The sequence below is a fragment of the Streptomyces profundus genome (assembly GCF_020740535.1).
Taxonomy (GTDB): domain Bacteria; phylum Actinomycetota; class Actinomycetes; order Streptomycetales; family Streptomycetaceae; genus Streptomyces; species Streptomyces profundus.
Map to the genome: position 1 here is coordinate 130,725 of NZ_CP082362.1, position 26,042 is coordinate 156,766.

The 26,042-nt window shown below is 74.2% G+C and carries 20 protein-coding genes and 1 riboswitch; of the genes, 4 read left to right on the forward strand and 16 right to left on the reverse strand.

The genetic code is table 11. From position 1 onward, the window contains the following. Positions 1–98: 98 nt before the first annotated feature. Positions 99–197: riboswitch (glycine riboswitch) on the reverse strand. A gap of 137 nt (positions 198–334) precedes the next feature. Continuing rightward, on the forward strand, positions 335–721 hold the full coding sequence (locus K4G22_RS00625) for a PRC-barrel domain-containing protein (RefSeq protein ID WP_228077604.1): 387 nt from the start codon (positions 335–337) through the stop codon (positions 719–721). On the opposite strand, the gene K4G22_RS00630 is transcribed toward K4G22_RS00625, so the two are convergent. From K4G22_RS00630 to clsA, 9 genes are all read right to left on the reverse strand, one after another. After that, entirely contained in the window at positions 628–2,100 is a 1,473-nt protein-coding gene (locus K4G22_RS00630; protein ID WP_228077605.1) for a DNA polymerase IV, read from the reverse strand. The genes K4G22_RS00625 and K4G22_RS00630 overlap by 94 nt on opposite strands. A gap of 45 nt (positions 2,101–2,145) precedes the next feature. Beyond that, positions 2,146–2,748 carry a MerR family transcriptional regulator gene (locus tag K4G22_RS00635; protein ID WP_425336574.1) on the reverse strand — a complete coding sequence of 201 codons (603 nt, stop codon included), beginning with the start codon at positions 2,746–2,748 and terminating at the stop codon, positions 2,146–2,148. Positions 2,749–2,891: 143 nt separating this feature from the next. Then, on the reverse strand, positions 2,892–3,365 hold the full coding sequence (locus K4G22_RS00640) for a bifunctional nuclease family protein (RefSeq protein WP_062215965.1): 474 nt from the start codon (positions 3,363–3,365) through the stop codon (positions 2,892–2,894). Between the two features lie 77 nt (positions 3,366–3,442). Continuing rightward, positions 3,443–4,027, reverse strand: coding sequence for an FHA domain-containing protein (locus K4G22_RS00645; protein WP_425336575.1), 585 nt, complete (start codon positions 4,025–4,027; stop codon positions 3,443–3,445). Between the two features lie 270 nt (positions 4,028–4,297). Beyond that, positions 4,298–5,119, reverse strand: coding sequence for a DUF881 domain-containing protein (locus K4G22_RS00650; protein WP_228077607.1), 822 nt, complete (start codon positions 5,117–5,119; stop codon positions 4,298–4,300). Between the two features lie 4 nt (positions 5,120–5,123). Further along, positions 5,124–5,456, reverse strand: coding sequence for a small basic family protein (locus K4G22_RS00655; protein ID WP_062215961.1), 333 nt, complete (start codon positions 5,454–5,456; stop codon positions 5,124–5,126). Positions 5,457–5,463: 7 nt separating this feature from the next. Beyond that, positions 5,464–6,420 carry a DUF881 domain-containing protein gene (locus K4G22_RS00660; RefSeq protein ID WP_228077608.1) on the reverse strand — a complete coding sequence of 319 codons (957 nt, stop codon included), beginning with the start codon at positions 6,418–6,420 and terminating at the stop codon, positions 5,464–5,466. Positions 6,421–6,473: 53 nt separating this feature from the next. Further along, entirely contained in the window at positions 6,474–8,969 is a 2,496-nt protein-coding gene (locus K4G22_RS00665) for a mannose-1-phosphate guanyltransferase (RefSeq protein ID WP_228077609.1), read from the reverse strand. Between the two features lie 136 nt (positions 8,970–9,105). Next, a complete protein-coding gene (gene clsA / locus K4G22_RS00670; protein ID WP_228083906.1) occupies positions 9,106–9,714 on the reverse strand; it encodes a cardiolipin synthase ClsA in 609 nt (202 codons plus the stop codon). Positions 9,715–9,889: 175 nt separating this feature from the next. On the opposite strand from clsA, the gene ptsP reads away from it, so the two are divergent. Beyond that, a complete protein-coding gene (ptsP, locus tag K4G22_RS00675) occupies positions 9,890–11,560 on the forward strand; it encodes a phosphoenolpyruvate--protein phosphotransferase (RefSeq protein ID WP_228077610.1) in 1,671 nt (556 codons plus the stop codon). 17 nt (positions 11,561–11,577) lie between these two features. Here the strand turns inward: ptsP and K4G22_RS00680 are convergent, their stop codons facing one another. Both K4G22_RS00680 and K4G22_RS00685 read right to left on the reverse strand, forming a co-directional pair. After that, positions 11,578–12,297 carry a hypothetical protein gene (locus tag K4G22_RS00680; RefSeq protein WP_228077611.1) on the reverse strand — a complete coding sequence of 240 codons (720 nt, stop codon included), beginning with the start codon at positions 12,295–12,297 and terminating at the stop codon, positions 11,578–11,580. Between the two features lie 31 nt (positions 12,298–12,328). Then, complete coding sequence (locus tag K4G22_RS00685) at positions 12,329–14,356, reverse strand: acetoacetate--CoA ligase (protein ID WP_228077612.1); 2,028 nt, start codon at positions 14,354–14,356, stop codon at positions 12,329–12,331. A gap of 148 nt (positions 14,357–14,504) precedes the next feature. Here K4G22_RS00685 and K4G22_RS00690 point away from each other — a divergent pair, with 148 nt between their 5' ends. Continuing rightward, positions 14,505–15,233: a M15 family metallopeptidase gene (locus K4G22_RS00690; RefSeq protein WP_228077613.1), complete on the forward strand. Its 729-nt coding sequence runs from the start codon at positions 14,505–14,507 to the stop codon at positions 15,231–15,233. Between the two features lie 155 nt (positions 15,234–15,388). Here K4G22_RS00690 and K4G22_RS00695 read toward each other — a convergent pair whose 3' ends face one another. Together K4G22_RS00695 and K4G22_RS00700 are read right to left on the reverse strand one after the other, a co-directional pair. Next, the gene (locus tag K4G22_RS00695) at positions 15,389–15,826 is read right to left on the reverse strand and encodes a roadblock/LC7 domain-containing protein (protein ID WP_228077614.1); all 438 of its coding nucleotides are present in this window, start codon (positions 15,824–15,826) and stop codon (positions 15,389–15,391) included. Positions 15,827–15,854: 28 nt separating this feature from the next. Beyond that, entirely contained in the window at positions 15,855–18,221 is a 2,367-nt protein-coding gene (locus K4G22_RS00700) for a sensor histidine kinase (RefSeq protein WP_228077615.1), read from the reverse strand. A 257-nt stretch (positions 18,222–18,478) separates the two neighbouring features. Between K4G22_RS00700 and K4G22_RS00705 the strand changes: the two genes are divergently transcribed. Next, the gene (locus K4G22_RS00705) at positions 18,479–18,865 is read left to right on the forward strand and encodes a hypothetical protein (protein WP_228077616.1); all 387 of its coding nucleotides are present in this window, start codon (positions 18,479–18,481) and stop codon (positions 18,863–18,865) included. Here the strand turns inward: K4G22_RS00705 and K4G22_RS00710 are convergent. The 3 genes from K4G22_RS00710 to K4G22_RS00720 form a co-directional block, all read right to left on the reverse strand. Next, a complete protein-coding gene (locus K4G22_RS00710) occupies positions 18,781–23,433 on the reverse strand; it encodes a coiled-coil domain-containing protein (RefSeq protein ID WP_228077617.1) in 4,653 nt (1,550 codons plus the stop codon). The genes K4G22_RS00705 and K4G22_RS00710 overlap by 85 nt on opposite strands. A 133-nt stretch (positions 23,434–23,566) precedes the next feature. Next, positions 23,567–24,415: a hypothetical protein gene (locus K4G22_RS00715; RefSeq protein ID WP_228077618.1), complete on the reverse strand. Its 849-nt coding sequence runs from the start codon at positions 24,413–24,415 to the stop codon at positions 23,567–23,569. After that, a complete protein-coding gene (locus K4G22_RS00720; RefSeq protein ID WP_228077619.1) occupies positions 24,412–25,941 on the reverse strand; it encodes a hypothetical protein in 1,530 nt (509 codons plus the stop codon). Before K4G22_RS00720 ends, K4G22_RS00715 begins: the two co-directional genes overlap by 4 nt. Positions 25,942–26,042 lie beyond the last annotated feature (101 nt).

Genomic DNA, 26,042 nt, shown 5'->3' on the forward strand with positions numbered 1-26,042 from the left:
CTGAGAGCTTCGCCCCGCGCCACCGCGCCCGGGCTTGCACCGTCGGTGAGGACACCCGCGCGGCGACGCCGCGCACGCGTCCTGCTTTCCAGAGTGGTTTCGCCCGCGCGGTACGGGTGCCTGAGAGATTCCGGGGAGGATTTGCTCCTTCGGCGCCCGCCGCCCGAGAGGCGGCAGGACTCTCCCGCGCGAGGTTGCCAACCGCCTTCGAGACTACCAGCGGCCGACCCGGCCGCTAAGGGGTGGCCGTCGACTGGCCGGGCACCGGTTTGTGCCCTTGGGTAGAAGCTACAGAGGGCTTGTGCAGCGTCCCGGGCGACCAGCAGGAGGAACCGTGCGAACCGATATCGATCCACGCAGTCTGATCGGCCGCAAGGCGCTGGACCGCCACGGCGACAAGATCGGCACCGTGGACGAGGTGTATCTGGACGACGCGACCGGCGTCCCCGAGTGGGCCGCGGTGCGCACCGGGCTCTTCACCCGGGACGCCTTCGTGCCGCTGGAGCCCAGCGAGCTGGTCGGCAACGCGCTCCGGGTGCCGTTCGACCGGGCCCTGATCCGCCGCGCCCCGGATCTGGGCGTGGGCCGTCATCTCTCGCCCGAGCAGGAGCTCCAGCTCTACCGCCACTACGGGCTCGACCTGCCCGAGGAGGCCGCCGGAAGGCCCCCGGGGGACGGCGACTTCGGCCGGCTGGCCGGCTCGGAGGACGCGGAGAGCTGACCGGCCGCCACCTCGGGCACCAGCGGCAGCGGCGTCCCTCGCCGCAGCTCCGCGTCGTCCACGGCGAAGGTGCGCACCCGACCGGGACGGGTGTCGTCGGGGCGCTCGAAGCGGACGGTGACACGGCCGACGCCGCTGCCCTGCACCCAGCCGGGGCCGAACCGCTCGTGCGCGACATCGAGGCCGGGCAGCCAACGCCGGTCGGGCTCCTCGCCGGCCGGCGCCGAGGGGCTCCGGTCGACGACCGAGGCGTCCCCCGGGGTGGGGGGCGGGGCCGGCTCCGCCAGACGGGCGTCCCTCGCGCTCTGGGCGCTCTGGGCGAAGAGGTCCTCCTGGGTGAAGTCGGCCAATCCGCTGACGCCGACTCCCAGCAGCCTGACCCCCTCGGTGGTGTCGACGCTCTCCAGCAGCCGCTCGGCCGCCTCCTTCACCACCGCGGGGTCGTCCGTGGGGCCGCGCAGCGTCTCGGAGCGGGTCAGCGTGCTGAAGTCGTAGCGCCGGACCTTGAGCACCACCGTGCGGCCGGAGCGCCCCGCGGCCCGCAGCCGCCCCACACAGCGCTCGGCGAGGCGGCTCACCTCGAACCTGATCCGGGCCCGGTCCGTCACATCCACCTCGAAGGTGTCCTCGACCGAGACGGACTTCGTGTCCCGCTCCGCCACCACCGGGCGGTCGTCGACCCCCAGCGCCATCCGGAAGAGACCGCCGCCGTGGGCCTTCCCCAGCAGCCGCAGCAGCTCCGCCTCGCCGGCCTCGACCGTCTCCTCGATGGTGTGGATCCCGGCCCGGCGCAGCACCTCGGCGGTGGCCGGGCCGACGCCGGGCAGGGTGCGCACCGGCAGCGGGGCCAGCAGCTCGCGCTCCGTGCCCGGCTCGATCAGCACCAGCCCGTCGGGCTTGGCGCGCTCCGAGGCGATCTTGGCCAGCATCTTGGCGCCGGCGAGACCGACCGAGCCGGTGACCCCCGTGACGGCGGCGATCTCGGCGCGCAGCCGCTCCCCGACGGCCAGCGCCTCGGCGGCGGTGGCCGCGCTGGCCCCGGCGGCCAGATCGACGAACGCCTCGTCCAGGCTGAGCGGTTCGACCAGCGGGGAGAGCCGGGCCAGCAGCCCCATCACCCGGTCGCTGACCGCGCGATAGACCTCGAACCTGGGCGTCAGGTAGGCGCCGTGCGGGCACAGCCGGCGCGCCTGCGCCGTGGGCATCGCCGAACGGACCCCGAACCGGCGGGCCTCATAGGAAGCCGTCGCCACGACGCCGCGCGGCCCGATGCCGCCGACGATCACCGGCTTCCCGCGCAGGCTCGGCTTGGACGCCTGCTCCACCGAGGCGTAGAAGGCGTCCATATCGAGGTGCAGGATGGTTGGCTGGCCCCTCACCCACCCGATGGTGCCCTATGGCACTGACAGTGCCGGGGTGCGCGCTCAGCCGACGCGGTGCCGCCGCCGGGCCAGCTCGTCCTCGGGGTGCTCGGCCGGCACCTGCTCGCCCGTGTCGACCCGCTCGGCGTGCAGCAGGGCGAGCGCCGCCTCCACATCGCTCCAGACCGCGCCGACCGCGATACCGAAGACGCCCCGCCCGCCGCGGAGCAGCTCGGCCAGCTCGTCGGGCGAGGAGCAGCGGTAGACGGCGGCGCCGTCGCTCATCAACGTCATCTGGGCCAGCTCGCCCAGCTCGGCGGTGCGCAGCGCCTCGGCGGTGGCACGGATCGCCTGGAGGGAGACGCCGGCGTCCAACAGCCGCTTCACGATCTTCAGGACGAGCACGTCGCGGAAGCCGTACAGCCGCTGGCCGCCCGCTCCTGGCGCCGGGCGGACGCTGGGCTGGACCAGCCCGGTGCGCGCCCAGTAGTCGAGCTGGCGGTAGGTGATCCCGGCGGCGGCGCAGGCGCTCGGGCCTCGGTACGCCAACCGCTCGACGGCCGCCCGCCCCTGCGGGGCGAGGGACTGCCGCAGCCCGGGGCGTGGCGCCGCGCCGGGCCGGGCCGCTCCGCCCCCGACCGCTCTGCTGTCGCCGTTACCTGTCACGCCGGCCTCCGTTCCACATGCCCCGACCGTGCCTTCGTCACTCACCGGCTGTCACGATGAGCACGCACACAGCGCTCCTCCCAAGACATGCCCCATTGACGCTAGGGATCCACACTCAGCGCGTCAACGATCGCCACGCGCCGCTACTGGCTGCTGGTACCGAAGTCCTCTGGGGAGATCTGGTCGAGGAACTCGCGGAACCGCTCCACCTCGTCCTCCTGCTCGTCGGGAATGATGATCCCGGCGTCGTCGAGCACGGCGTCGCTGCCGTAGATCGGCGTGCCGACCCGCAGCGCGAGCGCTATCGCGTCCGACGGGCGGGCGCTGACCTCGACCCCGCTGGCGAAGACCAGCTCGGCGTAGAAGACCCCATCGCGCAGATCGGTGATCCGCACCGCGCTGAGTTCCTGTTCCACCGCTTCGAGAACGTTCTTGAAGAGGTCGTGCGTCAGCGGCCTGGCAGGCGTCATCCCCTGCTGGGCGAACGCGATGGCGGTCGCCTCACCAGGCCCGATCCAGATCGGGAGGTAGCGATCGCCACCGACTTCTCGGAGGAGCACGATGGGCTGGTTATTGGGCATTTCCACCCGTACGCCCACGACATCGAGCTGATTCACACAGCAACCCTAGGCCGTGCCCGGGGCATTTGGATAGTCGAGCCCCGTCCCAGCGCGCTCCCCACGCCCGCGCGGCCTCAGAATCCCTGCCGCCCGGCGAAGTACACCATGCGGTACTTCCCGATCTGCACCTCGTCGCCGTTGGCCAGCACCAGGGCGTCGATCTGCTCACGGTTCACATAGGTGCCGTTGAGGCTGCCGACATCGCTGACCGTGAACCCGCCGTCCGGGCTGCGCCGGAACTCCACATGGCGGCGGGAGACCGTCACGTCGTCCAGGAAGATGTCGCTCTGCGGGTGCCGACCCGCCGTGGTGACATCGCTGTCCAACAGGAACCGGCTCCCCGAGTTCGGCCCTCGGCGAACGACCAGCAGCGCCGATCCGGCCGGCAGCGCGTCCACCGCGGCCTGGGCCTCGGAGGAGAGCACCGGCGTCGGATGCTGCCCGGTGGCCTCGGCCTCGTACGCCTCCAGGCCCGAGATGGAGATCGTCGAGGTGGTCTCGGACGCTCCCTCGACGCCAGGGCGCAGCGAGGCGCCGCAGTGGGAACAGAAACGGCTGTGCAGCGCGTTGCCGTGGCCGCAGCGACCGCAGGAGGGACCGGCGGAGCCGGGCCCCTGGTCCGCTATACCGCCTGGGCCCCCGACCTCGTCACGGAACAACGGACGCCCGGACGGCGGCGCTGGCGGCTCGCCTTGCTGGCGGGCGCGGGCCCCCGCGGCACTGTGGGTACCGCTCTGACGCCTGCCGAACAACCTAGCGAAAAAACTCACCAGCGATCCCCTCGCACCTAGCCCGGCCCGTGTCGAACGAACCGGTCCATTCTCTCTCACCGACCACACACGTCATCCTGACAACGTGAATGGTCTCCCTTCAGTTTCCCTCACTGAGCGGCACGGCGATCCGATAGCTCCCGTGACGTCGAGGTTCGATCATGATGACGACTGAGCGTAGTCAGGCTGCTCCGCCGATCGCAAGGCGTCCACGACGACCGTCTCCGGACGGTCGACCGTGACCGTGGCCTGCTTGTTCTCCAGGGACTGCACCACGCCTCCCGGGATGTTCAGCGCCGGCTCCAGATCCTGCGGGCGGCCGATCGCCTCGATCACGAACGGCGCGCGAATCCCCTCGTCATCCACCCGTACCCCACCGTTGTGGTCCACAAAAGAGGTACTGGCGACGATCCGCACATCGTTGATCTGGAGCGCCTCGGCACCCGCGGCGCGCAGTTCCTGGACCGCGTCGAGCAGCATGTCGGCCTGCACCGCGCCGCGCGGGTCGTCGACGCGCAGCGTGATGCCCGGGCCCTCGGCTGCCACCGTGCCCGCCAGCACGCCCAGTTGCCGCTCCCGCTCCTCGGTCTGGCGGCGGGCCTCCTCGGCCTGGTCGGTGCTGTTCTCCAGCTCGGCGCGCTGGTCCTCCAGGGTGCTCTTCTCGTCCTCAAGGCGGGCCGAGCGGTCCTCCAGGTCGCTGAGGATGCGCACCAGGTCCTCGGGGCGCGCCCCGCGCAGCGCCGTGTCCTCGCTGCCGGCCGCCCTGACCTGGATGGCCAGGCCGAGACCGAGGACGAACAGCAGGACGGCGGCGACCAGTTGCCCTCTGCTGGCCCTGGGCGGCCAGAGCGCGGCCACCAGCGCGGCCCGCCCGGTGGGGCGTGTCGGTGGCCGCCCAGCCGGCTGCGCGGCGTCCTCGGGGCCATCGGCGGCGTGTTTCCCGTGGGGTCCGTGTTTCCCGTGGGCCGGGTCGCGGGTCATGGCCTCACGCTCCGAAGACATGGCGCCGGATGGCCGCCGCGTTGGAGAAGATCCGGATGCCGAGCACCACGACCACACCCGTGGACAGCTGGGCGCCCACGCCCAGCTTGTCGCCGAGGAAGACGATCAGCGCGGCCACCACCACGTTGGACAGGAAGGACACGACGAACACCTTGTCGTCGAAGACCCCGTCCAGGGTGGCTCGCAGCCCGCCGAAGACCGCGTCCAGCGCGGCCACCACGGCGATCGGCAGATACGGTTCGAATCCGGTGGGCACCACGGGGCGCGTGACCACCCCGATCACGACTCCCAGTACCAGCCCCAGCACGGCGATCAACGTGGGCCTACCTCTCCCGTTCCTCGGATGACGCCCCCGACGGCGTCGGCGATGTCTCGGGCTCCGTGTCGGCGCCGCGCTCGTCCCGGGGGCGGGCGCTGCGGGTCGTCAGGCTGGGCGCCGCCGGCAGCCGCAGCTCGTCCCTGGCGGAGCTGTCGACCCTGATGCCGTAGTCGTCCCGCAGGGTGGCCAGATACCGGCCGGCGGACGTCTGCTCGAAGGCGTCGAGCAGCGCCTGCCCGTCCCCCACGGCCAGCACGGTGTACGGCGGCACCAGCGGCCGGTTGTCGACCAGCACCGCGTCGCCGGCCGCGCGGATCGCGGAGAGCGCCGTCAGCCGCTGGCCGTTGATGGCGATGGCCTCGGCGCCGGCCTGCCAGAGGCCGTTGACCACCCGTTGGAGATCGCGGTCGCGCAACCGGCCGGTCTGGCTGAAGCCGTTGTCCCTCGGCCCGCCGGAGACGCTCTGGCCGGCCTCCCTGGCGTCGTCGACGGAGAGCTCGACGCCGGGGCCCTCGACCTCGCTGGCGCCGGCGAGCAGGGCGACCAGCTCGGCGCGTTCGGCGACCTCGCCGTCGTCGCCGCCGAGCGCGATCCGCTGGCTGGCGGCCACCTCGGTGCGCAGCGCGTCCACCTGGGCCTGGAGCTGATCCAGCTCCTCCGTGCCGGTGGTCACCCGTTCCAGCAGCTCCTCGCGCTCCCTGGCGACGGTCGGCGCGGCCTCCCGCGCCTGGGCGGCGCCCAGGGTGACCACGAGGCCGGCGAGCACGAGACCGCCGGCCAGCCAGAGCCGGGCGCGGAGACCGCGCGGCAGCTCTGACCGGCCCTTCTCACGGCGCCTGGCCGCCGCCTGGGCATACCCCTCGTCCAGGGTGTTGTCCATGACGGTGGTCAGCAGCGACATGGAGGCGTCGGGGCGCGCCCGTGGGCTCGCCCCGGGCTCCTGCTCTGGCATGGCGCACATGGTGACACGCCAGTTGTCGGTAGATCGAATCGGGCCGGTGCGCGGCCCTCCCGTCAGCCCTCGGCGCTGTCGACCACTCCCGACCAGACGTCCAACAACTCCTGGGCCGCGGCGTCGTCGGGGCCCTCCGCCCAGAGGTGGGTGACCGCCTCGGCCGGGTCGGGCAGGACCAGCACCCAGCGGCCGTCCGGCTCGACGACGCGGACCCCGTCGGTGGTGTCGACGGAACGCTCACCGGCCGCCTCCACCACGCGGCGCATCACCAGCCCCTTGACGGCCCACGGGGTGGCGACGTCCCGGCGCAGGACATGGGCACGCGGGATGCGGGCGTCGATCTGGCTGAGCGACAGCTGGGTGCGGGCGACCAGGCCGATGAGCCGGGCGAAGGCGGCCGTGGCGTCGAAGACGCTGCTGAACTCGGGGACGACGAAGCCGCCCCGGCCGTCGCCGCCGAAGACCGCGTCGTCCTGGTGTGCGGCACGGGTCAGATCGTCGGGCGACGTGGTCGTCCAGTCGACCTGGGTGCCGTGGTAGGCGGCGACCTGCTCCGCGATCCGGGTGGTGGTGACGGGGAGCGCCACCCGGCCGCTGCGCCGTTCGGCGGCGATCAGGTCGAGCATGACCAGCAGGGCGCGCTGGTCCTCGATGATCCTGCCGCGCTCGTCGACCAGCGCCAGCCGCTCGCCGACCGGGTCGAAGCGGACGCCGAAGGCGGCGCGGGCGGAGGCGACGATCTCGCCGAGCCGCACGAGACCGGCGCGCCGGGTCTCGGCGCTCTCGGTCGGGCGCGCCTCGTCGAGGCCCGGGTTGATGGTGAGGGCGTCGACGCCCAGACGGCCGAGGAGGCTGGGCAGCACAAGACCCGCGCTGCCGTTGGCGGCGTCGACCACGACCTTGATCCCGGACTCGGCGACGCCCGTGGTGTCGATGGCCCGCAGCACGGATCCCGTGTAGCCGTCGAACACGCTGGCGGGGAAGCGCAGGTCGCCGATCTCGCCGGGGAAGGCGCGGCGGTACTCCTGGCGGGCGTAGACCCGGTCGAGCTTGCGCTGTCCGGCCTGGGAGAGGTCGGCGCCGCGCTCGTCGAAGAACATGATGTCCACCGAGTCGGGCACGCCGGGGGTGGTGCGGATCATGACGCCGCCGGCGCTGCCGCGCGCGGTCTGCTGGCGGGCCACGGGCAGCGGCACGTTCTCCAGGTCCCGGACGTCGATGGCGCTGGCCTGGAGGGCGGAGATCACGGCCCGCTTGAGCGCGCGGGCGCCTCGGGAGTGGTCCCGCGCGGTGGTGACGGTGGAGCCCTTCTTGAGGGTGGTGGCATAGGCACTGGCAAGGCGGACCACGAGTTCGGGCGTGATCTCGACGTTGAGAATGCCGGAGACACCGCGCGCGCCGAAGAGCTGGGCCTGTCCCCTGGCCTCCCAGATAACCGATGTGTTGACGAAGGCGCCGGCCTCGATGGTCTTGAAGGGGTAGACCCGGACATTGCCCTGGACGATCGATTCCTCGCCGATGAGACACTCGTCGCCGATGACGGCGCCGTCCTCGATCCGCGCGGCCCGCATGACGTCGGTGTTCTTTCCGACGACACAGCCGCGGAGATTGGTCTGGGGGCCGATGTAGACGTTGTCGTGGACCACCGCCCGGTGCAGGAAGGCGTCCGCCTTTACCACCACGTTGGAGCCGATGACGGTGTGCTCGCGGATTTCCGAGCCGGCCTCGATCTTGGCGTAGTCGCCGACATACAGCGGGCCCCTGAGCTTGGCGTCCGGATGCACCTCGGCGCCCTCGGCGATCCACACGCCGGGCGAGATCTCGAATCCGTCGATATCGACGTCGACCTTGCCCTCCAGGACGTCCGCCTGGGCCTTGACATAACTCTCGTGGGTGCCGACGTCCTCCCAGTACCCCTCGGCGATGTAGCCGTAGATGGGGTGCCCCTCCTTCATCAGACGGGGGAAGACGTCACCCGACCAGTCGACGGAGACGTCGGGCTCGACGTAGTCGAAGACCTCGGGCTCCATCACGTAGATGCCGGTGTTGACGGTGTCGGAGAAGACCTGGCCCCAGGTGGGCTTCTCCAGGAAGCGCTCGACGCGGCCCTCGTCGTCGACGATGGTGATGCCGAATTCGAGCGGGTTGGGAACGCGCGTCAGGCAGACGGTGACCAGCGCGCCGCGCTCCCGGTGAAAGCGGATCAGCTCCGTCAGGTCGAAGTCGGTGAGCGCGTCTCCCGAAATGACCAGGAAGGAGTCGTCCTTGAGTGCCTCCTCGGCGTTCTTCACACTTCCGGCCGTGCCCAGCGGCTTTTCCTCGTGGGCGTAGGTGAGGTCCATTCCCAACTCCTCACCGTCGCCGAAGTAGTTCTTGACGAGTGAGGCGAGAAACTGCACCGTGACCACGGTCTCGTTGAGCCCGTGCCGTTTCAGCAGACAGAGCACGTGTTCCATGATGGGACGGTTGGCCACTGGCAACAGGGGTTTGGGCATGCTCGCGGTCATGGGACGAAGCCGGGTGCCTTCGCCACCAGCCATTACGACGGCCTTCATATCGGAAGTGTCCTCCTTGGGGGTCCGACAGTCATTCCGACTGTGCCCATCTGGAGGGGCCCTGGCCCGGGGTGGCTCCCCGGAAGATCGCGACACGTGCGGGCGTCAGGCCCCTGCGACGCTGCCAGGGCATTGCTCAGTCGGCCGTGGCATCCGCCGTGAGGAGACGGCGGACCTGGACCACGTAGAGGATCCCTGCCCACCAGTAGAGCGCTGTACCCCAGCCGGCGAACGCCCATCCGAAAATAGCAGCGAGTGACCCCAGCCAGCCACTTGAGTCACTGAGGAGCAGGAGGGGGAAGGCGTACATCAGATTGAAGGTGGCGGCCTTGCCCAGGAAGTTGACCTGGGGCGGGGCGTAGCCGTGCCGGTCCAGCAGCCAGACCGCGACCAGCAGCATCAGCTCCCTGGCCAGCAGCAGCGCGGTCAGCCAGAGCGGCAGGATCTCCCGCCAGGTGAGGCCGACCAGGGTGGACAGGATGTACAGGCGGTCGGCGGCCGGATCGAGTATCCGGCCGAGGGCGCTGATCTGGTTCCAGCGGCGGGCGAGCTTGCCGTCGAGGTAGTCCGTCACCCCACTGGCGGCCAGCACCAGCAGGGCCCAGCCGTCCATCTTCGGGCCGCCGAAGACGGGGGACAGAACCAGCCAGAGAAAGACCGGCACTCCCAACAGGCGTGCCATGCTGAGCAGATTGGGAATGGTCCAGATCCGGTCCGTCTGAACGCGCGTCTCCTGGACCTCCACCCGGAAGCCTCCCCATCGCCCCATCGCACCGTACCGTCGCCAACGCGCTCCGACCTTACCGGCCGACGCCCGCCCCACCGACAGCGGGGACGCGGGCGGCGGGGCGCAGGTGCGGCGGCTGGCCGGCGACTTGGGATGACTTAGGGTGGTATGGAGCGGACGCGAGGCGGGTGTGATGGAGACCAGGCTGCTGGGCGTCGGGGTCAGCCACGGCGTGGCGATCGGGCAGGTCCGACACATGGGCACGGGGGTGCTGGAGCCGCCCACGCGGCGGATCTCGGCCGAGGAGGCGCCCAGGGAGCTGGCCAGGACGCGGCAGGCGATCGGAGCTGTGGCGGCGGATCTGCGGGCCAGGGGCACCCTCGCCGGCGGCGAGGCCCAGGCCGTGCTGGAGGCGCAGGCGCTGATGGCCGAGGACCCCGAGCTGCTCGCCGACGCGGAGCGCCGGATCAGCGTCGGCAGCACGGCCGAGCGGGCCGTGCACGACGCGCTGGCGGCCTATCGGGCGCTGCTGGCCGGGGCCGGGGCGTATCTGGCGGGGCGGGTGGCCGATCTGGATGATGTGCGCAACCGGATCATCGCCCGGCTGCTCGGGGTGCCGACGCCCGGGGTGCCGGACAGTGACGAGCCCTATGTGCTGATCGCCCGTGACCTGGCCCCGGCGGACACGGCGTTGTTGGACACCACGCTGGTGTTGGGCTTCCTCACCGAGGAGGGCGGGCCGACGAGCCACAGCGCGATCCTGGCCAGGGCGCTCGGGGTGCCGGCGGTGGTGGCCGTGGAGGGCGCGGGCGAGATCGCCACGGGCACGGTGGTCGCGGTGGACGGCAGCACCGGGGAGGTGGTGGTGGAGCCGGGTGAGCGGCGGCGGGCCGAGCTGGCCGAGGGGGCGGCCCGGCGCCGGGCGGCGCTCTCCCGGGTGAGGGGGCCGGGCGCGACCTCGGACGGGCATCGGGTGCCGCTGTTGGCGAACATCGGCGGTCCCGCCGATCTGCCGGCGGCGCTGGCCGCGGGCGCCGAGGGCGTGGGGCTCTTCCGGACGGAGCTGCTCTTTCTCTCCGGTGGGGCGGGCCCGCCGGCGGCCGAGGAGCAGGTGCGCACCTATCGCGAGGTGTTGGAGGCGTTCCCCGAGGGGCGCGTGGTGGTGCGGGTGTTGGATGCCGGGGCGGACAAGCCGCTGGCCTTCCTCTCCCCCGGCGACGAGCCCAATCCGGCGCTCGGGGTGCGCGGCCTGCGGGCGCTGCTGGAGCGGCCCGAGGTGTTGGGGACGCAGCTGGCCGCGCTGGCGGAGGCCGGCCGGGGGCTGCCGGTGTATCTGGAGGTGATGGCGCCGATGGTGGCCGACCGTCAGGACGCGCGGGCCTTCGCCGACGCCTGTCGGGCCGCCGGGCTGCGGGCCGCCCCCGGCGCGATGGTGGAGATCCCGGCCGCCGCGCTGCGGGCGCGTTCGCTGCTGCGGGAGGTGGAGTTCCTCTCGATCGGCACCAACGACCTGGCGCAGTACGCCTTCGCGGCGGACCGGCAGGTGGGCGCCCTGGCGCGGTGGCAGGATCCGTGGCAGCCGGCGCTGCTGGATCTGGTGGCGTTCGCGGCGGAGGCGGCGTCGGCCGAGGGCAAGGGCTGCGGCGTGTGCGGCGAGGCCGCCGCCGATCCTGCGCTGGCCTGTGTGTTGACGGGGCTCGGGGTGACCAGCCTCTCCATGGGGGCCGCGGCGATCCCGCAGGTGCGCGCCACGCTCGCCAAGCACACGTTGGCGCAGTGCGAGCGGGCCTCGGCCGCGGCCCGGGCCGCTGACAGCGCCGAGCGGGCGAGGGCGGCGGCGGTGGCGGTGCTCTCCGGGGAGTGAGGGGGCCGGGCGCCGCCTCATCGCCCTGGACATTCGGCTCGGGGCGGTGGTGGGGCGGCGAGGTAGTCGACGCCGGGCTCGGGGGGCAGCGGATCGCCCGTGGACGGATCCGTGCAGTAGGCGGCGAAGACCTCGGCCTCGCCGAGCGGCGTGAGCCGGCCGTCCGCCAACCGCCAGCCGCGCACCGCCTGTCGGCGCGGCCCGCCGGGCGGCGAGGCGCCCGGTTCGCTGCGCATCACCAGGCCGCCGGGGGCGCCGGCGACCAGCCCGACGGCGAGCACCGTGCACAGGACGAGCGCCTGATGCTCGGGGAGCGTGCCGGCGGCGCCCGGCGTGTGGCCCGTCACGCCGAGGTTGGCGTTGAGCGGGGCGTCCGGGAGCGCGACGCTGCACACCAGGTGGTGGTCGCCGGCGCCGATCCGGTCGAGGATCCAGGTCAGCAGCCGGGCCGCGCGGGCGAAGGCGCACCGCCGCTGGGGCGCGCGGCAGTGGGGGCAGCGGCCGGCGCCCGCGAGCAGCCCGGCGCCGCGCTCCCACGTGTGCCACGGGTGGTCGGCCGGCTCCCGCACCGGCCGCCCGCCCGCGCCCGGCGGGGCGGCCCCGCCGCGCGCGCCCGGCCAGCCGGGAGCGGCCCCCGGCCGCTCCCGCCTCTCGCGCCCGCCGGGCCTGGGGCGCGAGCGCCCGGGAACGCGCCGCCGTCCGCCGGGGCGCCGCGCCTCGTCGTCGTACCGCCTCATGACTGTCCCTCCACGGTTCGGAACCTATTGGTCACTCACCGTAGCGGTCGTCACTGACAGTGGCCCTCCGCTGGGCCAGGCGGGCGAGGAAGAGGAGTGCCTCCGGGTCGTCGACGGAGCCCAGATTGACCGCCCGTTCCAGCGCGTCGCCCTGGAAGAGCCGTTTGACCGGCACCTCAAGGCGCTTGCCCGTGCGGGTGTGCGGAACCTTGGGGATCTCGATGATCTCGTCCGGCAGATGGCGCGGCGAGAGGCTGTGCCGGATGGTGTCCGCAATCCGCTGGCGCAGCGCGTCATCCAGCACGGCGCCTTCGGCGAGCGCCACGAACAGCGGCATCCAGTATCCGCCGTCGGGCTGTTCCACCCCGATGACCAGGGACTCCCCGATCTCCGGCAGCCGTTCGACCGCCTCGTAGATGTCGGCCGAACCCATCCGCACGCCCTGCCGGTTGAGAGTGGAGTCGGAACGGCCGTGGATGATCACCCCGCCGTGCGAGGTGTGGGTGATCCAGTCGCCGTGGCGCCAGACGCCGGGAAAGGTGGCGAAGTAGCTGTCGTGGTAACGCGATCCGTCCGGGTCGTTCCAGAAGCCCACCGGCATCGACGGCATGGGGGTGCCGACCACCAGCTCGCCCACCTCGTCGATGAGCGGCGTCCCCGAGGGGTCCCAGGCGGCGAGGTCGGTACCCAGGCACGGCGCCTGTAGTTCGCCGACGTAGACCGGCAGGGTGGGGACGCCGCCGGCGAAGCAGCTGCACACGTCGGTGCCCCCGCTCACCGAGGCGATCCAGAGGTCGGCGCCCGCCTCCTCGTGCAGCCAGCGGAAGCCCTCGGGCGGCAGCGGGGATCCGGTGGTGGCGACGCAGCGGGTGGCGGAGAGGTCGAAGTCCCGCGCGGGGTGCACGTCCTTCTTGGCACAGGCCGTCACATAGGCGGCCGAGGTGCCGAAGACGGTGGCGCGGACGCGTTCGGCGACCCGCCACTGGGCGGCGGGGTCCGGGTGTCCTGGCGCCCCGTCGTAGAGCACGGCGGTGCTGCCCGTGAGCAGGCTGGAGACCAGGAAGTTCCACATCATCCAGCCGGTGGAGGTGTACCAGAACAGCCGGTCCCCCGGGCCCAGGTCGCAGTGCAGGCCCAACTGCTTGAGGTGCTCCAGCAGGATGCCGCCCTGGGACTGGATGATCGCCTTGGGCAGCCCGGTGGTGCCCGAGGAGTACAGCACCCACAGCGGATGGTCGAAGGGCACCTGCTCGAAGACCGGTTCGACGGGGGCCGAGGTCAGCTCGGCCCAGGGGAGCGCGCCCTCGGGAGCCGCGCCGCCGAGCAGGGGCACATGCACCACGGCACGCAGCGTCGGCAGGCCGGCGCGCAGCTCGGCGACGGTCTCGGCACGCTCGTGGACCCGCCCGCCGTAGCGGTAGCCGTCCACGGCGAACAGCACCACGGGCTCGACCTGCTGGAAGCGGTCCAGCACGCTGCGCGCCCCGAAGTCGGGGGCGCAGGAGGTCCACACCGCGCCCACCGTCGCGCTGGCCAGCAGCGCCACGACGGCCTCGGGGATGTTGGGGAGGTATCCGCAGACCCGGTCGCCGGGACGGACGCCCAACTCGCGCAGGGCGGCGGACAGGGCGCCGACGCGCTGGCGGAGCTCGGGCCAGCCGATCGCCCGTGGCGCGATGGACTCGTCGACGGCCAACAGGGCCGGCTGGTCCTGGGCGGCCGGGTCGGCGGGGCCGCGCAGCGCGTGCTCCGCGTAGTTGAGGGTGGCCCCGGGGAACCAGCGCGCGCCCGGCATCCTGGGGTCGGCGAGCACGGCGGTCGGCGGCGTGCTGAAGCGGACGTCGAACCACTCGGCCAGGGCGCGCCAGAAGGTGTCGAGGTCGGTGACTGACCAGCGGTGCAGGGCGGCGTAGCCGGCCGTCGGGTCGTCGGTCCTGACGGCGGGGGCGCCGTGGCGCAGCGCGGCCCAGCCGTGGAACTCGGTGAGTCGCGCGGCGGCGACCCGCTCGGCGCTCGGCCGCCACAGCGGCTGGTCGGGGACGGGGGTCTCGGTGGTCATGGGCGGCTCCATCGGCGACGTCGTTGGCGCGGGGCTCCCCGGGACGATGCCAGTTCGGCCCGGTCGCCACCAGTGTGGCGCCACCCGAATGCCGGGCCCAGACCGGTGTCCGCTTTCGGCCGGGGCCGGGCGCTGGTAGGCGTGGATCGTGCGCTTCGCTCCCGTGGTCACCGTCGCCCTGGCCGTCGGCCTGCTGGCCGCACTGGCCGGTTCGGTGGCGCCGGCTCGGGTGGCGCCGCGCGCCGAGCGGGCCCCCGACGGGTTCGTGGCGCTGCGTGAGGTGGCGCCCCTGATCCAGCAGGACATCAGATACGCGGGGGACGACAACTTCGTGGGCGAGCCGATCGACGGCTACCAGGAGGCGGAGTGCCTCCTCGCCGAGGAGGCGGCCCGCGCCCTGGAGCGGGTGCGCGCCGCCCTGGCGGATGACGGCCTGGGGCTGCGGGTCTACGACTGCTACCGGCCGCAGCGGGCCGTCGACCACTTCCTGCGGTGGGCGAAGGACCCGGACGCCACCGAGCGGCGGGCGGACTTCTACCCCGAGGTGCCCAAGGACCGGCTCTTCGACGAGGGCTATCTGGCGGCGAGATCCGGCCACAGCGGGGGCGGCACGGTCGACCTCACCCTGCTGGGGCCGGGGGGCGAGGCGGTGGACATGGGCACCCCGTTCGACTTCTTCGACCCGGCCTCGCACCCGGACTCCGACGCACCCGACCGGGAGCAGCGCCGGGCCAGGGAGCGGTTGCGGAACGCGATGGACGAGGAGGGGTTCGCCCCGATCGACACCGAGTGGTGGCATTTCACCTACGGCCAGGAGCCCTACCCGGACGAGCACTTCGACTTCCCCGTCGAACGGGCCGCGCTGGGCACGGAATGACGGCGGTCCCGGAGCCACCCCCGTCGGTCCCGGAACCCGCCGTCACCTGTTATCGGACGCGACCGCGCCGTTCTTGGTTCGCCGCCTTCCCGTCTTTGTCACCCGTTCGCGACATTCGACGGCGTCCGGGCCCGCGCGCTGCCGGAGGCGTCGGCTCAGCGGGGGCGCGGCGGGGTGGCCAGCAGCGGGCTGAGGCGCTTGACCAGCAGGGCCATCTCGTAGGCGACCTGCCCCACATCGGCCTCCGACTCGGTGAGCACGGCCAGCGCGCTGCCCGCGCCGGCGGCGGTGACCAGCAGGAACGCGCCGTCCAGCTCGACCAGCGTCTGCCGCGCCGTGCCCGTCTCGAAGTGGGTGCCGACCCCGCGCGCCAGGCTGTGGAACCCGGAGGCCACGGCGGCCAGTTGTTCGCCGTCGGCGCGCCCCAGCGCGCGGGAGGCGCCGCGTGACAGGCCGTCGGCCGCCAGCAGCAGGGCGTGGCGGATGTCGGGCACCCGGTCCACCATGTCGTCCAACAGCGCGTCGATCGACCCGGGGTCGGCCGCGCCTGGCCGCTCCGCTCGGCCGAGAGCGCTTGGCTCCGGTACGGTCATCAGTCCTGCCTTCGAATTCCGTGCGTGGTTAGGGGCTAGGGGGCGGCGGGGTGTCGCCCCGCCCGGGGTCGGTCTGCTCTCGGCCGCGTCGCCAACCGCGTTGCAGCGCGCTCAACTTGTTCCGCAGCTCCTCCGCGTCGACGTCCGGCGCCGACTCCGCGTCCGGATGGCCGCCGGGGCGGGCGGGCGGCTCGGCCGCCGGCTCCGGCGCCGCGCGGCGGACGCGGCGCGGCAGCCCGGCCCCCGTGACGCCGTCCGCCGACCGCGCCGGGCCTTCGGCCGGCGGCTCCTCGGCGTCGGCCGGCCGCTCGTGGTCGGCGACCAGCACGCGGGGCGAACGACGCGGCAGGCCACCGGCGGTGTGCCCGGCGGCGTGCTCCTCGGTGTCCGCCGGCGGCCCGGCGCGGACCTTCCGGGGCGCGAGCGACGCCGCCAACTCGGCGGGGCCGTCCACCGGACCGTCCATCAGCGCGGGGCGGCTGGGCGGCGGGACGAGACGCTCGGGCGCCGAACGCGGCTCGTCGGCCTCCGTCAGCAGCTCGCCGGGGATCAGGGTGACGGCGGTGGTGCCGCCGTAGGGCGACTCGCGCAACGCGACCCTGATGCCGTGCCGGTGGGCGAGCCTGGCCACCACGAAGAGGCCGATGCGGTCGGTGTCCGAGAGCTGGAACTCGGTGATCTCGGAGAGTCTCTGGTTCGCGTCCCGCAGCGCGTCGGCCGTCATGCCGAGGCCGCGGTCGTGGATCTCCAACGTGCAGCCGTGCGGGACGCGTTCGCCCGAGACCTGCACGGTGGTGTGCGGCGGCGAGAAGACCGCCGCGTTCTCCAGGAGTTCGGCGACGATGTGGACGACGTCGGCGACCACGCCGCCGTCCACCAGCAGCGGCGGCATCGGGCGGACCTCGACGCGTTCGAAGTCCTCTATCTCGTCGACGGCCGCCCGCAGCACGTCCCACAGCGGCTCGGGCTTGCGCCACTGCCGCGTGGGGGCGGCGCCGGAGAGGATCACCAGGCCCTCGGCGTGTCGGCGCATCCGCGTGCTGAGGTGGTCGAGGCGGACCAGGTCGACCCGGGCCTCGCCGTCCTGGCCACGGCGCTCCAACGCCTCCAGCAGGTGGAGTTGACGGTGCAGCAGGACCTGGCTGCGCCGCGCCAGGTTGACGAAGACCTCGGAGATGCCGCGCCGGGTGTAGGCGCGTTCCACTGAGGCCGAGACGGCCTCGCGTTGCAGGGTGTTGATGGCGCGCCCGATCTCGCCCAGCGCGTCGGGGCCGTACTCCAGGCGCGGCGCCTCCACCTCCACGTCCACATGCTCGCCGGCGTCCAGGCGGCGGGTGACGCCGGGCAGCCGGACCTCGGCGGCGTCCTTGGCGTCGCGGGAGAGCGCCGTCAGGTCGCGGACGAGATCGCGTCCGCCGCGCAGCGCGACCAGCAGCGAGAGCGCCACGGCCACCAGGCCGAGGACGCCGGCGAGCACCGCGCGCAGCACCACGGGGCCCGTGGCGGAGTCCAGCCGGTCCGCGAGGCGCCGCTCGGCGTCGGCGACCAGGGTGCCGGTGCTGTCCAGGACATCGGAGGTGCTCTGCTCCCAGTGCTCGGGCAGCGGCGTGCCACGGCCGGTGAGCAGCTGCGCCTCGGCCTCGGCGAGGATGCGCGCGGTGCCGCTCTCCCAGAAGCTGGTGTGGCTCTGGCGGTCGTCCACCGGGAGGTCGGGGACGGAGTGCACCTGCGTCACCTGGCGGCGGGAGATCAGGTCGGACAGCGACCGGCGCTCGTCGCCCGTGACCCGCCCGGTGCCCAACATGCCGGCGACCAGGGCGTCTTCCTGGGAGATGTACTCGCGGGCCTGGGCGAGGCCGGCGACGGCGCTGGCGTGCCGCTGGTCGCCCGCGTCGACGACCGGCTGGAGCGCGGCGAGGAAGCGGAGACAGGAGGAGGTCAGACCGCTGTAGGCGTCCAGGGCGCCGGGGAGGGAGATGGTGTTGCTGTCGGTCTGCTGACGGAGCCGCTCCAACTCGTCGAGGGTGCGCCAGAGTCCGTCGAGCCGGCTCTGGGCCGAGTCGCCAAGGCCCCCCCGCGCGCTCTCCGTTGTCCTGCGGAGCCGGCGCAGCTCCTCGTCCGTCCGCTCCCTGGCCTCGGCCAGCGCGGTGCGCTCGTCGGCGCGGCGCGGGTCGGCGAGGTGGACGATGGCGTGTCTGCGCTCCGACTGGAGCGCCGACAGGGCGGCGTGGGCGGGCTCGGCGAAGGAGTCGGCCGCGGCGGCGGAGTCGCGCGCGCCGAACGCCTCGCTCACGGTGAGCGTGGCGGCGAAGGCCCAGACGGCCAGCAGCGAGAGCAGCGGCACCAGCACCAGGGTCCAGATCCTGCGATGGATCGATCTGCCGCGAACGCGCATACCCTCCCCTTGGTCCGCCGGGCCGCCCCCGTACGCGGTGGTTCTCACGGTTCGACGACGCGAGCCTACTACCGGCGCCGTCCACCGGCCGGGTAACTGTCTGGTAATCATGGGAGTTAACCCGGTGAGGGCCAGGCGATCGCCCCGCCCGGCGCCTCGTTCCGATCCCGGCCGGTGTCCCAGGGGGGTCCGGGGCGTTCTACCATGAGGGGCGAGGACATATCCACGCATCTCACCGTGCAGGGAGCGAGATCGGCGTGTATGCGAGACCCCGTATGCCGGATCCGGTGCGCGCGGCGGCGGTGCGCGCCGTCATCATCATCGCGCTGACGCTCACTCAGCTGGTCGTGGTGTTGCTCGGCCTGTGGGCGGACGCCTGGCTGGTGCTGCCGATGGCGATATCCACCCTGGTCAGCTCCGTGGTGGCGACCTGGGCCGTGCTGGACATCTGGATCACCTCGCAGGCGTGGCGGCAGCGCAACGGCGTGGTGTCCGTGCCCAGCAGCGCCGCCAGGGCCGCCCGGCGGGCGCGCCGGGCGGCGCGGAAGGCGGCCAGGCGTCACGGCCGGCCGGCCGAGGCGGACCCCGGATCCGCGGACGGCGCGGCCGGGTTGGATGTGCTCGGCGGGGACGGGCGGCGGTAGATCCGGGTCGCCGTGACCTCGCCGTGCACCGGCTCGGCGCTCTCGTCGGCCCTGGGCAGCCCCGGGCGCAGATGTTCCTCCACGCTGATGTACTTCAGCCCGGCCCGCAGGTCGGCGTCGTTGCGCAGCCGGATGACCAGCGGGAACTCGGCGAGCGCCGTGGTGTCGAAGAGGCCCGTGGTGTAGAGCAGTTGGACGCCGAGGGCGTCGGCGACCGCGCGTTGCAGCTCCAACAGGTAGGTGGCGTTGGCGCGGCCGATGGGGTTGTCGAGGAACAGCGTGCCGGCGTGCCGGTGTTGGTCCCTGCCGCGGTCGTTGCCGCGCAGCGCGGCCATCGTGCAGTAGAGGGCGATGGCCGCGGTGAGCAGCTGGCCGCCGGAGAAGACGTCGCCCATCTGACCGACGGGCACCCGCTCGGCGCGCAGCACCGCGTCCGGCTTGAGGATCTCCACCCGCACCCCGCCTGGGCGCAGCGCGGCGTGCGTTCCGCGCAGCAGCAGGGAGACGCCGTCCCTGCGGAGGTCGGAGTTCTTCCGGACGGCGGCGCGGGTGACCTCGTCCACCACCTCGCCCAGGCGTTCGGTGAGGGTGGCCTGGTCCGGCTCGTCGAAGCGGATGCGGAGGAACTCCTGCCCCGACCACTCCCCGAGGCCCTCGGGGAGCCGGGACAGCCGCTGGGCCGAGCGCAGCGTGGCCAGACCGGACTCGACGAGGCCGCGCAGCCGGTCGACGATGCCGTCGCGGTTCCGCTCAAGCTGGATCAACTCGTCGCCGAGAACGCGCAGTCGGGGCGCGAACGCCTGGGCCCAGGCGGCGGCGTGGGTGGGCAGCGCGGCGCCGGGCAGCTCCCTGATCTGTGTCCTGGCCGGGGTGCGGACCTGCTCGAAGCGGGTGGCGTTGGCGTGCCGGACCAACTGGTCGCAGGCGTCGCGGACGCCGGACTCCGCGGTGGCCAGGCCGGCCGCGGCGGCGCGCAGCGCGCGGCGGGCGTCGCCGACGCCGGCGCGGGCCTCCTCGATCGAGCCGGGGTAGGGCTCGGGCGGCGCCTGACCTGGATCGGCGGGCGCGTCGCCCGCGTCGTGCGGCTGGTCGCCGAGGTGCGCGGCGCTCTCGGCGAAGCCGTCCGCCGCGCCGAGGGCCTCGGCGTGCTGGGCGGCCAGATCCCGGTGGGTGGCCTGGGCGGTGGCCAACGCCTCCTGGCGCGCGGCGACTTCGGCGTCGGCCTCGCGCAGCAGCTCGGCCGCGCGCTCCGCGTCGTCGGGGACCCGCTCGGCGGGCAGCTCGATATGCGCGGTGCCATCCGCCGGGGCGAGCCGCTCGGCCTCGCCGCGCAGCCGGCCGAGCCGCTCGCTGGCGGCGCCCGAGCGCGTCTCCAACAGCTGGACCTGGGCCTCGGCGCGGGATCCCGCGGCCTGCCGGGAGGGGCCGTCGGCGCCCTCCGGGCCCTCCAACAGCCGGGCGGCGCGGGTGCGGACCTTGTTGCTCAGCCGGTCGAGCGCGGTGCGGGCCGCGCTCTCGTCCCCCTCGGCCCTGGCCTGTTCGGCGCGGAGGTCGGCGCCGACGCCGACCTTCTCGTAGAGCCGGGCGGCGGAGCGGTACGCCTCGCGGAGCGTGGGCAGCGACTCCTCCGGCGGCGGCGCCGCGTCGCCGGCCGGGGGCGGCTCCTCCTCCGGGGCGCCGGAGACCTCGGCGCGCTCCGCGCGCAGCGCCCTGGCGGTGCGGCGGGCGTCGTCGGCCGCGCGCTGGGCGGCGCGGCGGTCCTCGTCGGCGGCCTGGGCGGCGGCAAGCCGCTCCGTGGCCCGCGCCTCGGCCTCGGCCGTCTCGGCGGCCAACTCCCGCAGCCGGGACTGCCATCGGCCGCGTTCGCGCAGCCGGTGGGCGAGGCCGGCGAGCGCGTCGGCCGAGCGGCGGGCGCGCTGGGCCGCCTCCTGGCGTTCGTCCCTGGCGCGGGCGGCTTCGGCGGCGGCCTCCTCCGCCTCGACGGCGCGCGCGACGGCGGTGGTGTGCCGGGACTCGGCCTCGGCGGCGGCCAGCCCGGTGCGTTCGGCGGTGGCGGCCAGCTCCGCGAGGCGGCCGGCGGGGCAGCCGGCCCGCCAGGAGGCGATCCTGGCGGCCAGCGAACGGTCCTCGCCGATCCGGGCGGCGAGCGCGCGGATGTCGCCGTCCCTGGCCGCGGCCCGGGCGCGCAGGGCCTGCCGCTCGGCGTCGGCGGCGCGCTCGTCGTGCATGGCGGGGTTGGGCGGTACCAGAAAGACCCCGCTCTCCTGGCCGGCGCCCGGCGCCGGGGTCGGTGCCAGCAGGGCGGCGGCCGTGCCGACGGCGACGGCCGAGCGGGGCAGCAGCGCGGCCTCGGCCAGCACCTCGCGGGCGCGGTCGTGGCTGGCCCGGTCGGTGATGACGACGCCGTCCACCAGCTCGGGGCGGGCCGCCAGCACGGCGGCGTGGTCGGCGGGGGCGACCGCCTGGGCCAGATAGCGCCAACCGGGGAGCGCGGGGATGCCGTGTTCGCCGAGGAACTCGACCGTGGCCAGCACGTCGGGGCCCGGCGGCAGCAGGCCGCCGTCGCCGAGGGCGGCGAGCATCCTGGTGTCGTCGGCCGCCGCCGTGCGCAGCTCGAAGAGCCGGCGTTCGGCGGACTCCACCGCGTCGTCGAGGAGCCCGGCCAGCGTCTCGGCGTTGGCGTCGAGCTCGGTGACGGTCAGGCCCGGCGCCCCTGCCTCGGGGGCGACGCCCAACAGGGCGGCCAGCCGGGCCTCTTCGGCGAGCGCGCCGGCCGTGGCCCGCTCGGCGGCGAGCGCGGACGCGGCGGCCCCGGCCGCGTCCGCCGCGCGGGCCGCCGCCAGCTCGGCGGCGGCGCGCTCGGCGGCGCTCTCCCTGGCCCGCTCGGCGCCCCGGCTCGCGGCGGTGCGCGCGGTCTCGAAGGCGGCGACGGCGGCGCGCTCGGCGTCGGCGGCGGCCAGCGCGGCGCGCGCCGGATCGGCGCCCGGGCCGTCCGCCAGCCAGCCGGCGGCGACCGCCTCGGCCGTCTCCTGCGCCACCTCGGCCAGCCGCTGGCGCAGGTGTTCGGCCTCGCTGCGGGCGCGTTGTGCCTCGGTGGCGGCGGTGGTGGCGTCGCGGTGCGCGGACTCGGCGGCCCGGAGCAGGGCGCCGGAGCGCTCCTCGTGGTCGGCGGCGGCCCCTTCGCCGCGCTCGGCCGCGCGGTGCAGGGCGCGGACCAGATCGGCGGCGGCCCGGCTCCGGGCGGCCAGCGCGGGTGCCGCGTCCCGCTCGGCCTCCCTGATGGCGGCGGCGACCCGGGCGGCGCGGTCGGCGGCGGCGCGGTGTGCGAGCACCGTCTCGGCGGCCTCCCACGCGGCCTGCTGGGTGCGGGCCTCCAGCAGCTCGCGGCGCTGCGCCGTGGCGGCCTGCTCGGCCGCCGCGAGGGCCAACGAGGCGTGCCGGTAGGCGAGCTCGGCGGCGGTGCGGATCGCGGTGCCGGTGCCGCTCTCGGCGGCGGCCACCGCCTCGGCGCCGCGTTCGGCGCGCTGGGCCAGCTCGCCGGCCAGCTCGCGCTCGGCGGCGGCGCGGGCGGCGAGGCGACGGCTGAACGCCCGGGCGCGGTGCTCGGCGGCGCCGTGCACCGAACGGGCGCCTTCGCGCTGCCCGGCCGCCTCGGTGACCTGCTGGAGCAGCTCGACGGAGCCGGCCGTGAAATCGCGTTCGGCGGTCAGCTCGGCGCGGCGGCCCAGCTTGTCGGCGAAGCCGTGGACCAGGTCGGCCAGCCCGTCGGTGTCCCTGGGATCGGTGACGGCGCGGAGCAGCAGATCGGTGAAGTCGGCGTCGTTCTTGACCGCGAAGAGGCCGGCGGCCTCCCCCTCGTCGGCGTTCATCTCCCGCTGGTAGCGGAAGAGTTCGGGGTCGAGGCCGAGGCCGCCGAGGTGCTCGATCCAGCGTTCGTGGATCTCCTCCCAGACCACGTCGAGGTTGGGGTAGGCGCGGGCGGTCTCGGTGAGGACGTCGCGGAAGCCCTTCATCGTGCGGCGCCGGCCCCTGGCGCCCGAGGTGCCGTCGGCGGAGGCGGAGCCGCGCAGGGCCGTGGACTCGGCGACGGGCAGCGAGTCCAGGCTCATGCCGGGGCCCGGGCGGAAGGAGTACCACGCCTCCGCGAACTTGCGCGGATCGCTGGAGACCTGGCGCCCGCGCCACTCGCTGCACTTGCCGACCACCACGGTCTCGCCGGTGCGGGTGTGCTGCCACTCCAGGGCGACATGGCCGCAGTCGTCGGCGAGCAGGAACTTCCGCAGCACGCCCGAGCTGGCGCCGCCCAGGGTGTTGCGGTGTCCGGGGAGCATCACCGAGAAGATCAGTTTGAGCAGCACCGACTTGCCGCCGCCGTTCTCCAGGAAGAGCACCCCGGCCGGCGCCGGGCGCAGCGGCGGCCCGGTGGGCTCCTCCTCGAAGAAGTCCGCCTGGGTGGGGGCGGGTTCGGGCACGGGGGCGCCAACGCCGCGCAGGTCGAGGACGGTGTCGGCGTAGCGGGCGCCGGCGGGGCCGATGGAGTAGAGGCGGACCCGGGACAGCTCGTACATGGCGGATACTCTCGTGGGAATTCGGCGGAACTCTGGGAACTCTGGGAACTCGGGGAACTCGGGGAAACGCGCGGGAACTCAGCGGGCGGCGGGGTGGCTTCGGGGCGCGGGATGGAAGGGCGCGGCTCGGGGGTCAGCGGTGGAACGGCAGCCCGGCGCCCTCCACGAGGTCGAGATCGGCGCCCGGGGCGGCGGGCAGCAGCACTCCGCCGCCGTCGCTGACCTGGACCACGCCGAGCGCGGTCAGCTCGGCCATCGCCGCTCCTGACGCCAGCTCCCGCACCTGGAGTTGGTAGCGCGGGGTGGTGCGGAAGGTGCCGCCCTGTTCGTCGCCGGCGCGGTGCAGGAAGCCGGCGTCGGCCAGGAAGGCGACGGCCTTGCCGACGATGCCGGTGGTGGATCCGGCCAGCCGGCGGGAGTCCTTGGTGGCGCCGGTGGCGCTGCGCCGGGCGTAGACCCGCCAGGCGGCCTCAAGCCCGGGCTCGTCGCTGGCCGGGTCGGTGTTCTCACCGCGTTCGGCGGCGCGTTCGGCGAGCCGTTCGCAGGCGTGCCGGACGAACGCCTCGACGCCGTTGACGGTGATCCGCCCGAGGTAGTCGTCGTCGGCGAGATCCTGCGGGCGGGGGAACGCGAGGGCGGCGACGGCGAGATGGGCCAGGCCGTGCAGGAAGCGGTCGGCGGTCTCAGCCGAGGTGCGGCGGGCGTACTCGGCCATGCGCACGGCGAAGACGGAGTCCTCGGCGGCGGCGACGGCCATGCCGGCGCGCGGCGAGACCTCCAGCACCACCAGGCCGAGGCCGCCGGCGACCGCGTCGGCGATCCGGGCGAAGGCGGGCTCCTCCTGGTAGCGCCGCAGCAGCGCCGCGTACTCGGCGTCGCGGGCCGGCGGCAGCTTGGGCTGGAGGCCGAAGGCGACCAGCCGGGCCGCGTCGGCGGCGTCGGCCGGGGTGAGGGGCGCCGGGGGCGTGCCGGGGGTGCTCATGGGCTGTTCTCCGTACGTGCGGCGGCCATGCCGGCCGCGTCCAGCAGGGCGGTGCCGACGATCAGATCGGCCCCGCCGAAGTGCGGGTCGTGCAGGGGGGTGCCGTCGTCCACGGCGAACAGCAGCCGCCGTTCGCCCTGGCGGTAGGCGGTGCCCACCGGCGGGCTGGCCGCGTGCGCCGCCAACAGGGCGATCAGGTGCGGGAGTTCCGGGTCTATGGCGCGGGCGTCGGCGAGCAGCCCGGAGAGCCGGCGCGGCGCGTCCGAGGGCAGCCGGAGCAGCCGGGTGGCCTCGCTCAGCTGTGCCTCGCTGAAGCGGCTGTCGTCCGGGGTGGCCACCAGATCGGGCTCGGGCAGTTCGATGCCCAGATGCTCCCTGGGCGCGGGCGGGGTGAAGAGCCACTCCGCGAGATCGGCGAGACGCACCGCTCCTGGCGGGCGCGGCCCCGTGCCGCGGGCGAAGAAGGCGTCGGTGACGGTGGCCGCGTCGGCGAGGGGCAGCGGCAGCAGCGGGACGAGGAGTTGGCCGTAGAGGTCGGTGTCGACGCGGGCGGCGGGGGTGGCGAACGCCTGCCGGTCCTGCTCGGCGCGGAACAGCGGCCCGGCCTCCAGGAGCCGGGACTGGAGCTGGGTGTGGCGGCGGATGCAGTCCCGCACGATGTCGACCAACTCGGCGGCGCGCAGCTTGTGTTCGGGGTCCACCGCCTCGTCCCTGGCGTGCCGGATATGGGTGAGGATGGCGTTCTCGTGCCGGTAGCGGTCGGCGATGTGCTCCAGCGCCTCGTTGATCAGATCGGGGACCGTGCGGAGCCAGTCCACCGAGCGGACGTCCCGCCGGGTGGTCTCCAGGGTGCGGCGGAGCGTCTCGGCGTACTGGACGGTGCGGTAGCGGGCCTGCTCGGCGGCGAGTTGCGCGTCCGCGAGACGGCCCCGGTTGATCAGCACCTCCAGCTTGACCTCGGCGGCGATCTGCGCGCTGGTGACGTCCGTGTCGAGGGCGCCGACCAGGACGTTGACCGCCTCGTCCGTGGTGCGGAGGTAGACCTCGCCGCCCGGGCCCTGGACCTCCTCGATCAGCTTGAAGTCGTAGTCCCTGCGGGTGTACTCGCCGCCGGCACCGAACGTGCCGTAGACGGCGCGGAAGCCGCGGTCGACGCTGCCGACGTTGATCAGGTTGTCGACCACCCAGCGGGCGACGCGCTGGTGTTCGACGGCGGGGCGGGTGGGGGCCTGGGCCGCGATCCTGGCCAACAGCCGGGCGATGACCTGCTCCTGGTCGGCTCCGGTGTCGAAGTCCATGCTGAGGGTGACCAGGTCGATCGCGGCCAGCGCCACCTCGGCCATGGCGTAACGGGCGTACTCGCCCGCGAGGTTGGCCTTGCGGACGTCCAGGTCGTGCAGGGGCGCCGTGCAGGCCAGCGCGCGCAGCCGGCGGGCCAGGCCCTCGTCGGCCGCCGGCCCGGGCGCGGGCCTGGCGCCTGGGGGCGGGCTGTGCGGCGTGCTGCCGGTCGGTGATGGTGCGGTCACGAGGCACACCCTAGGCGGTGCCACCGACAACGCTCGATTCGGCACGGATGCGGCTGTTGTCCACCGGCGGGGCGGAAGGTCAACGCCCCCGCGCGAAAGCG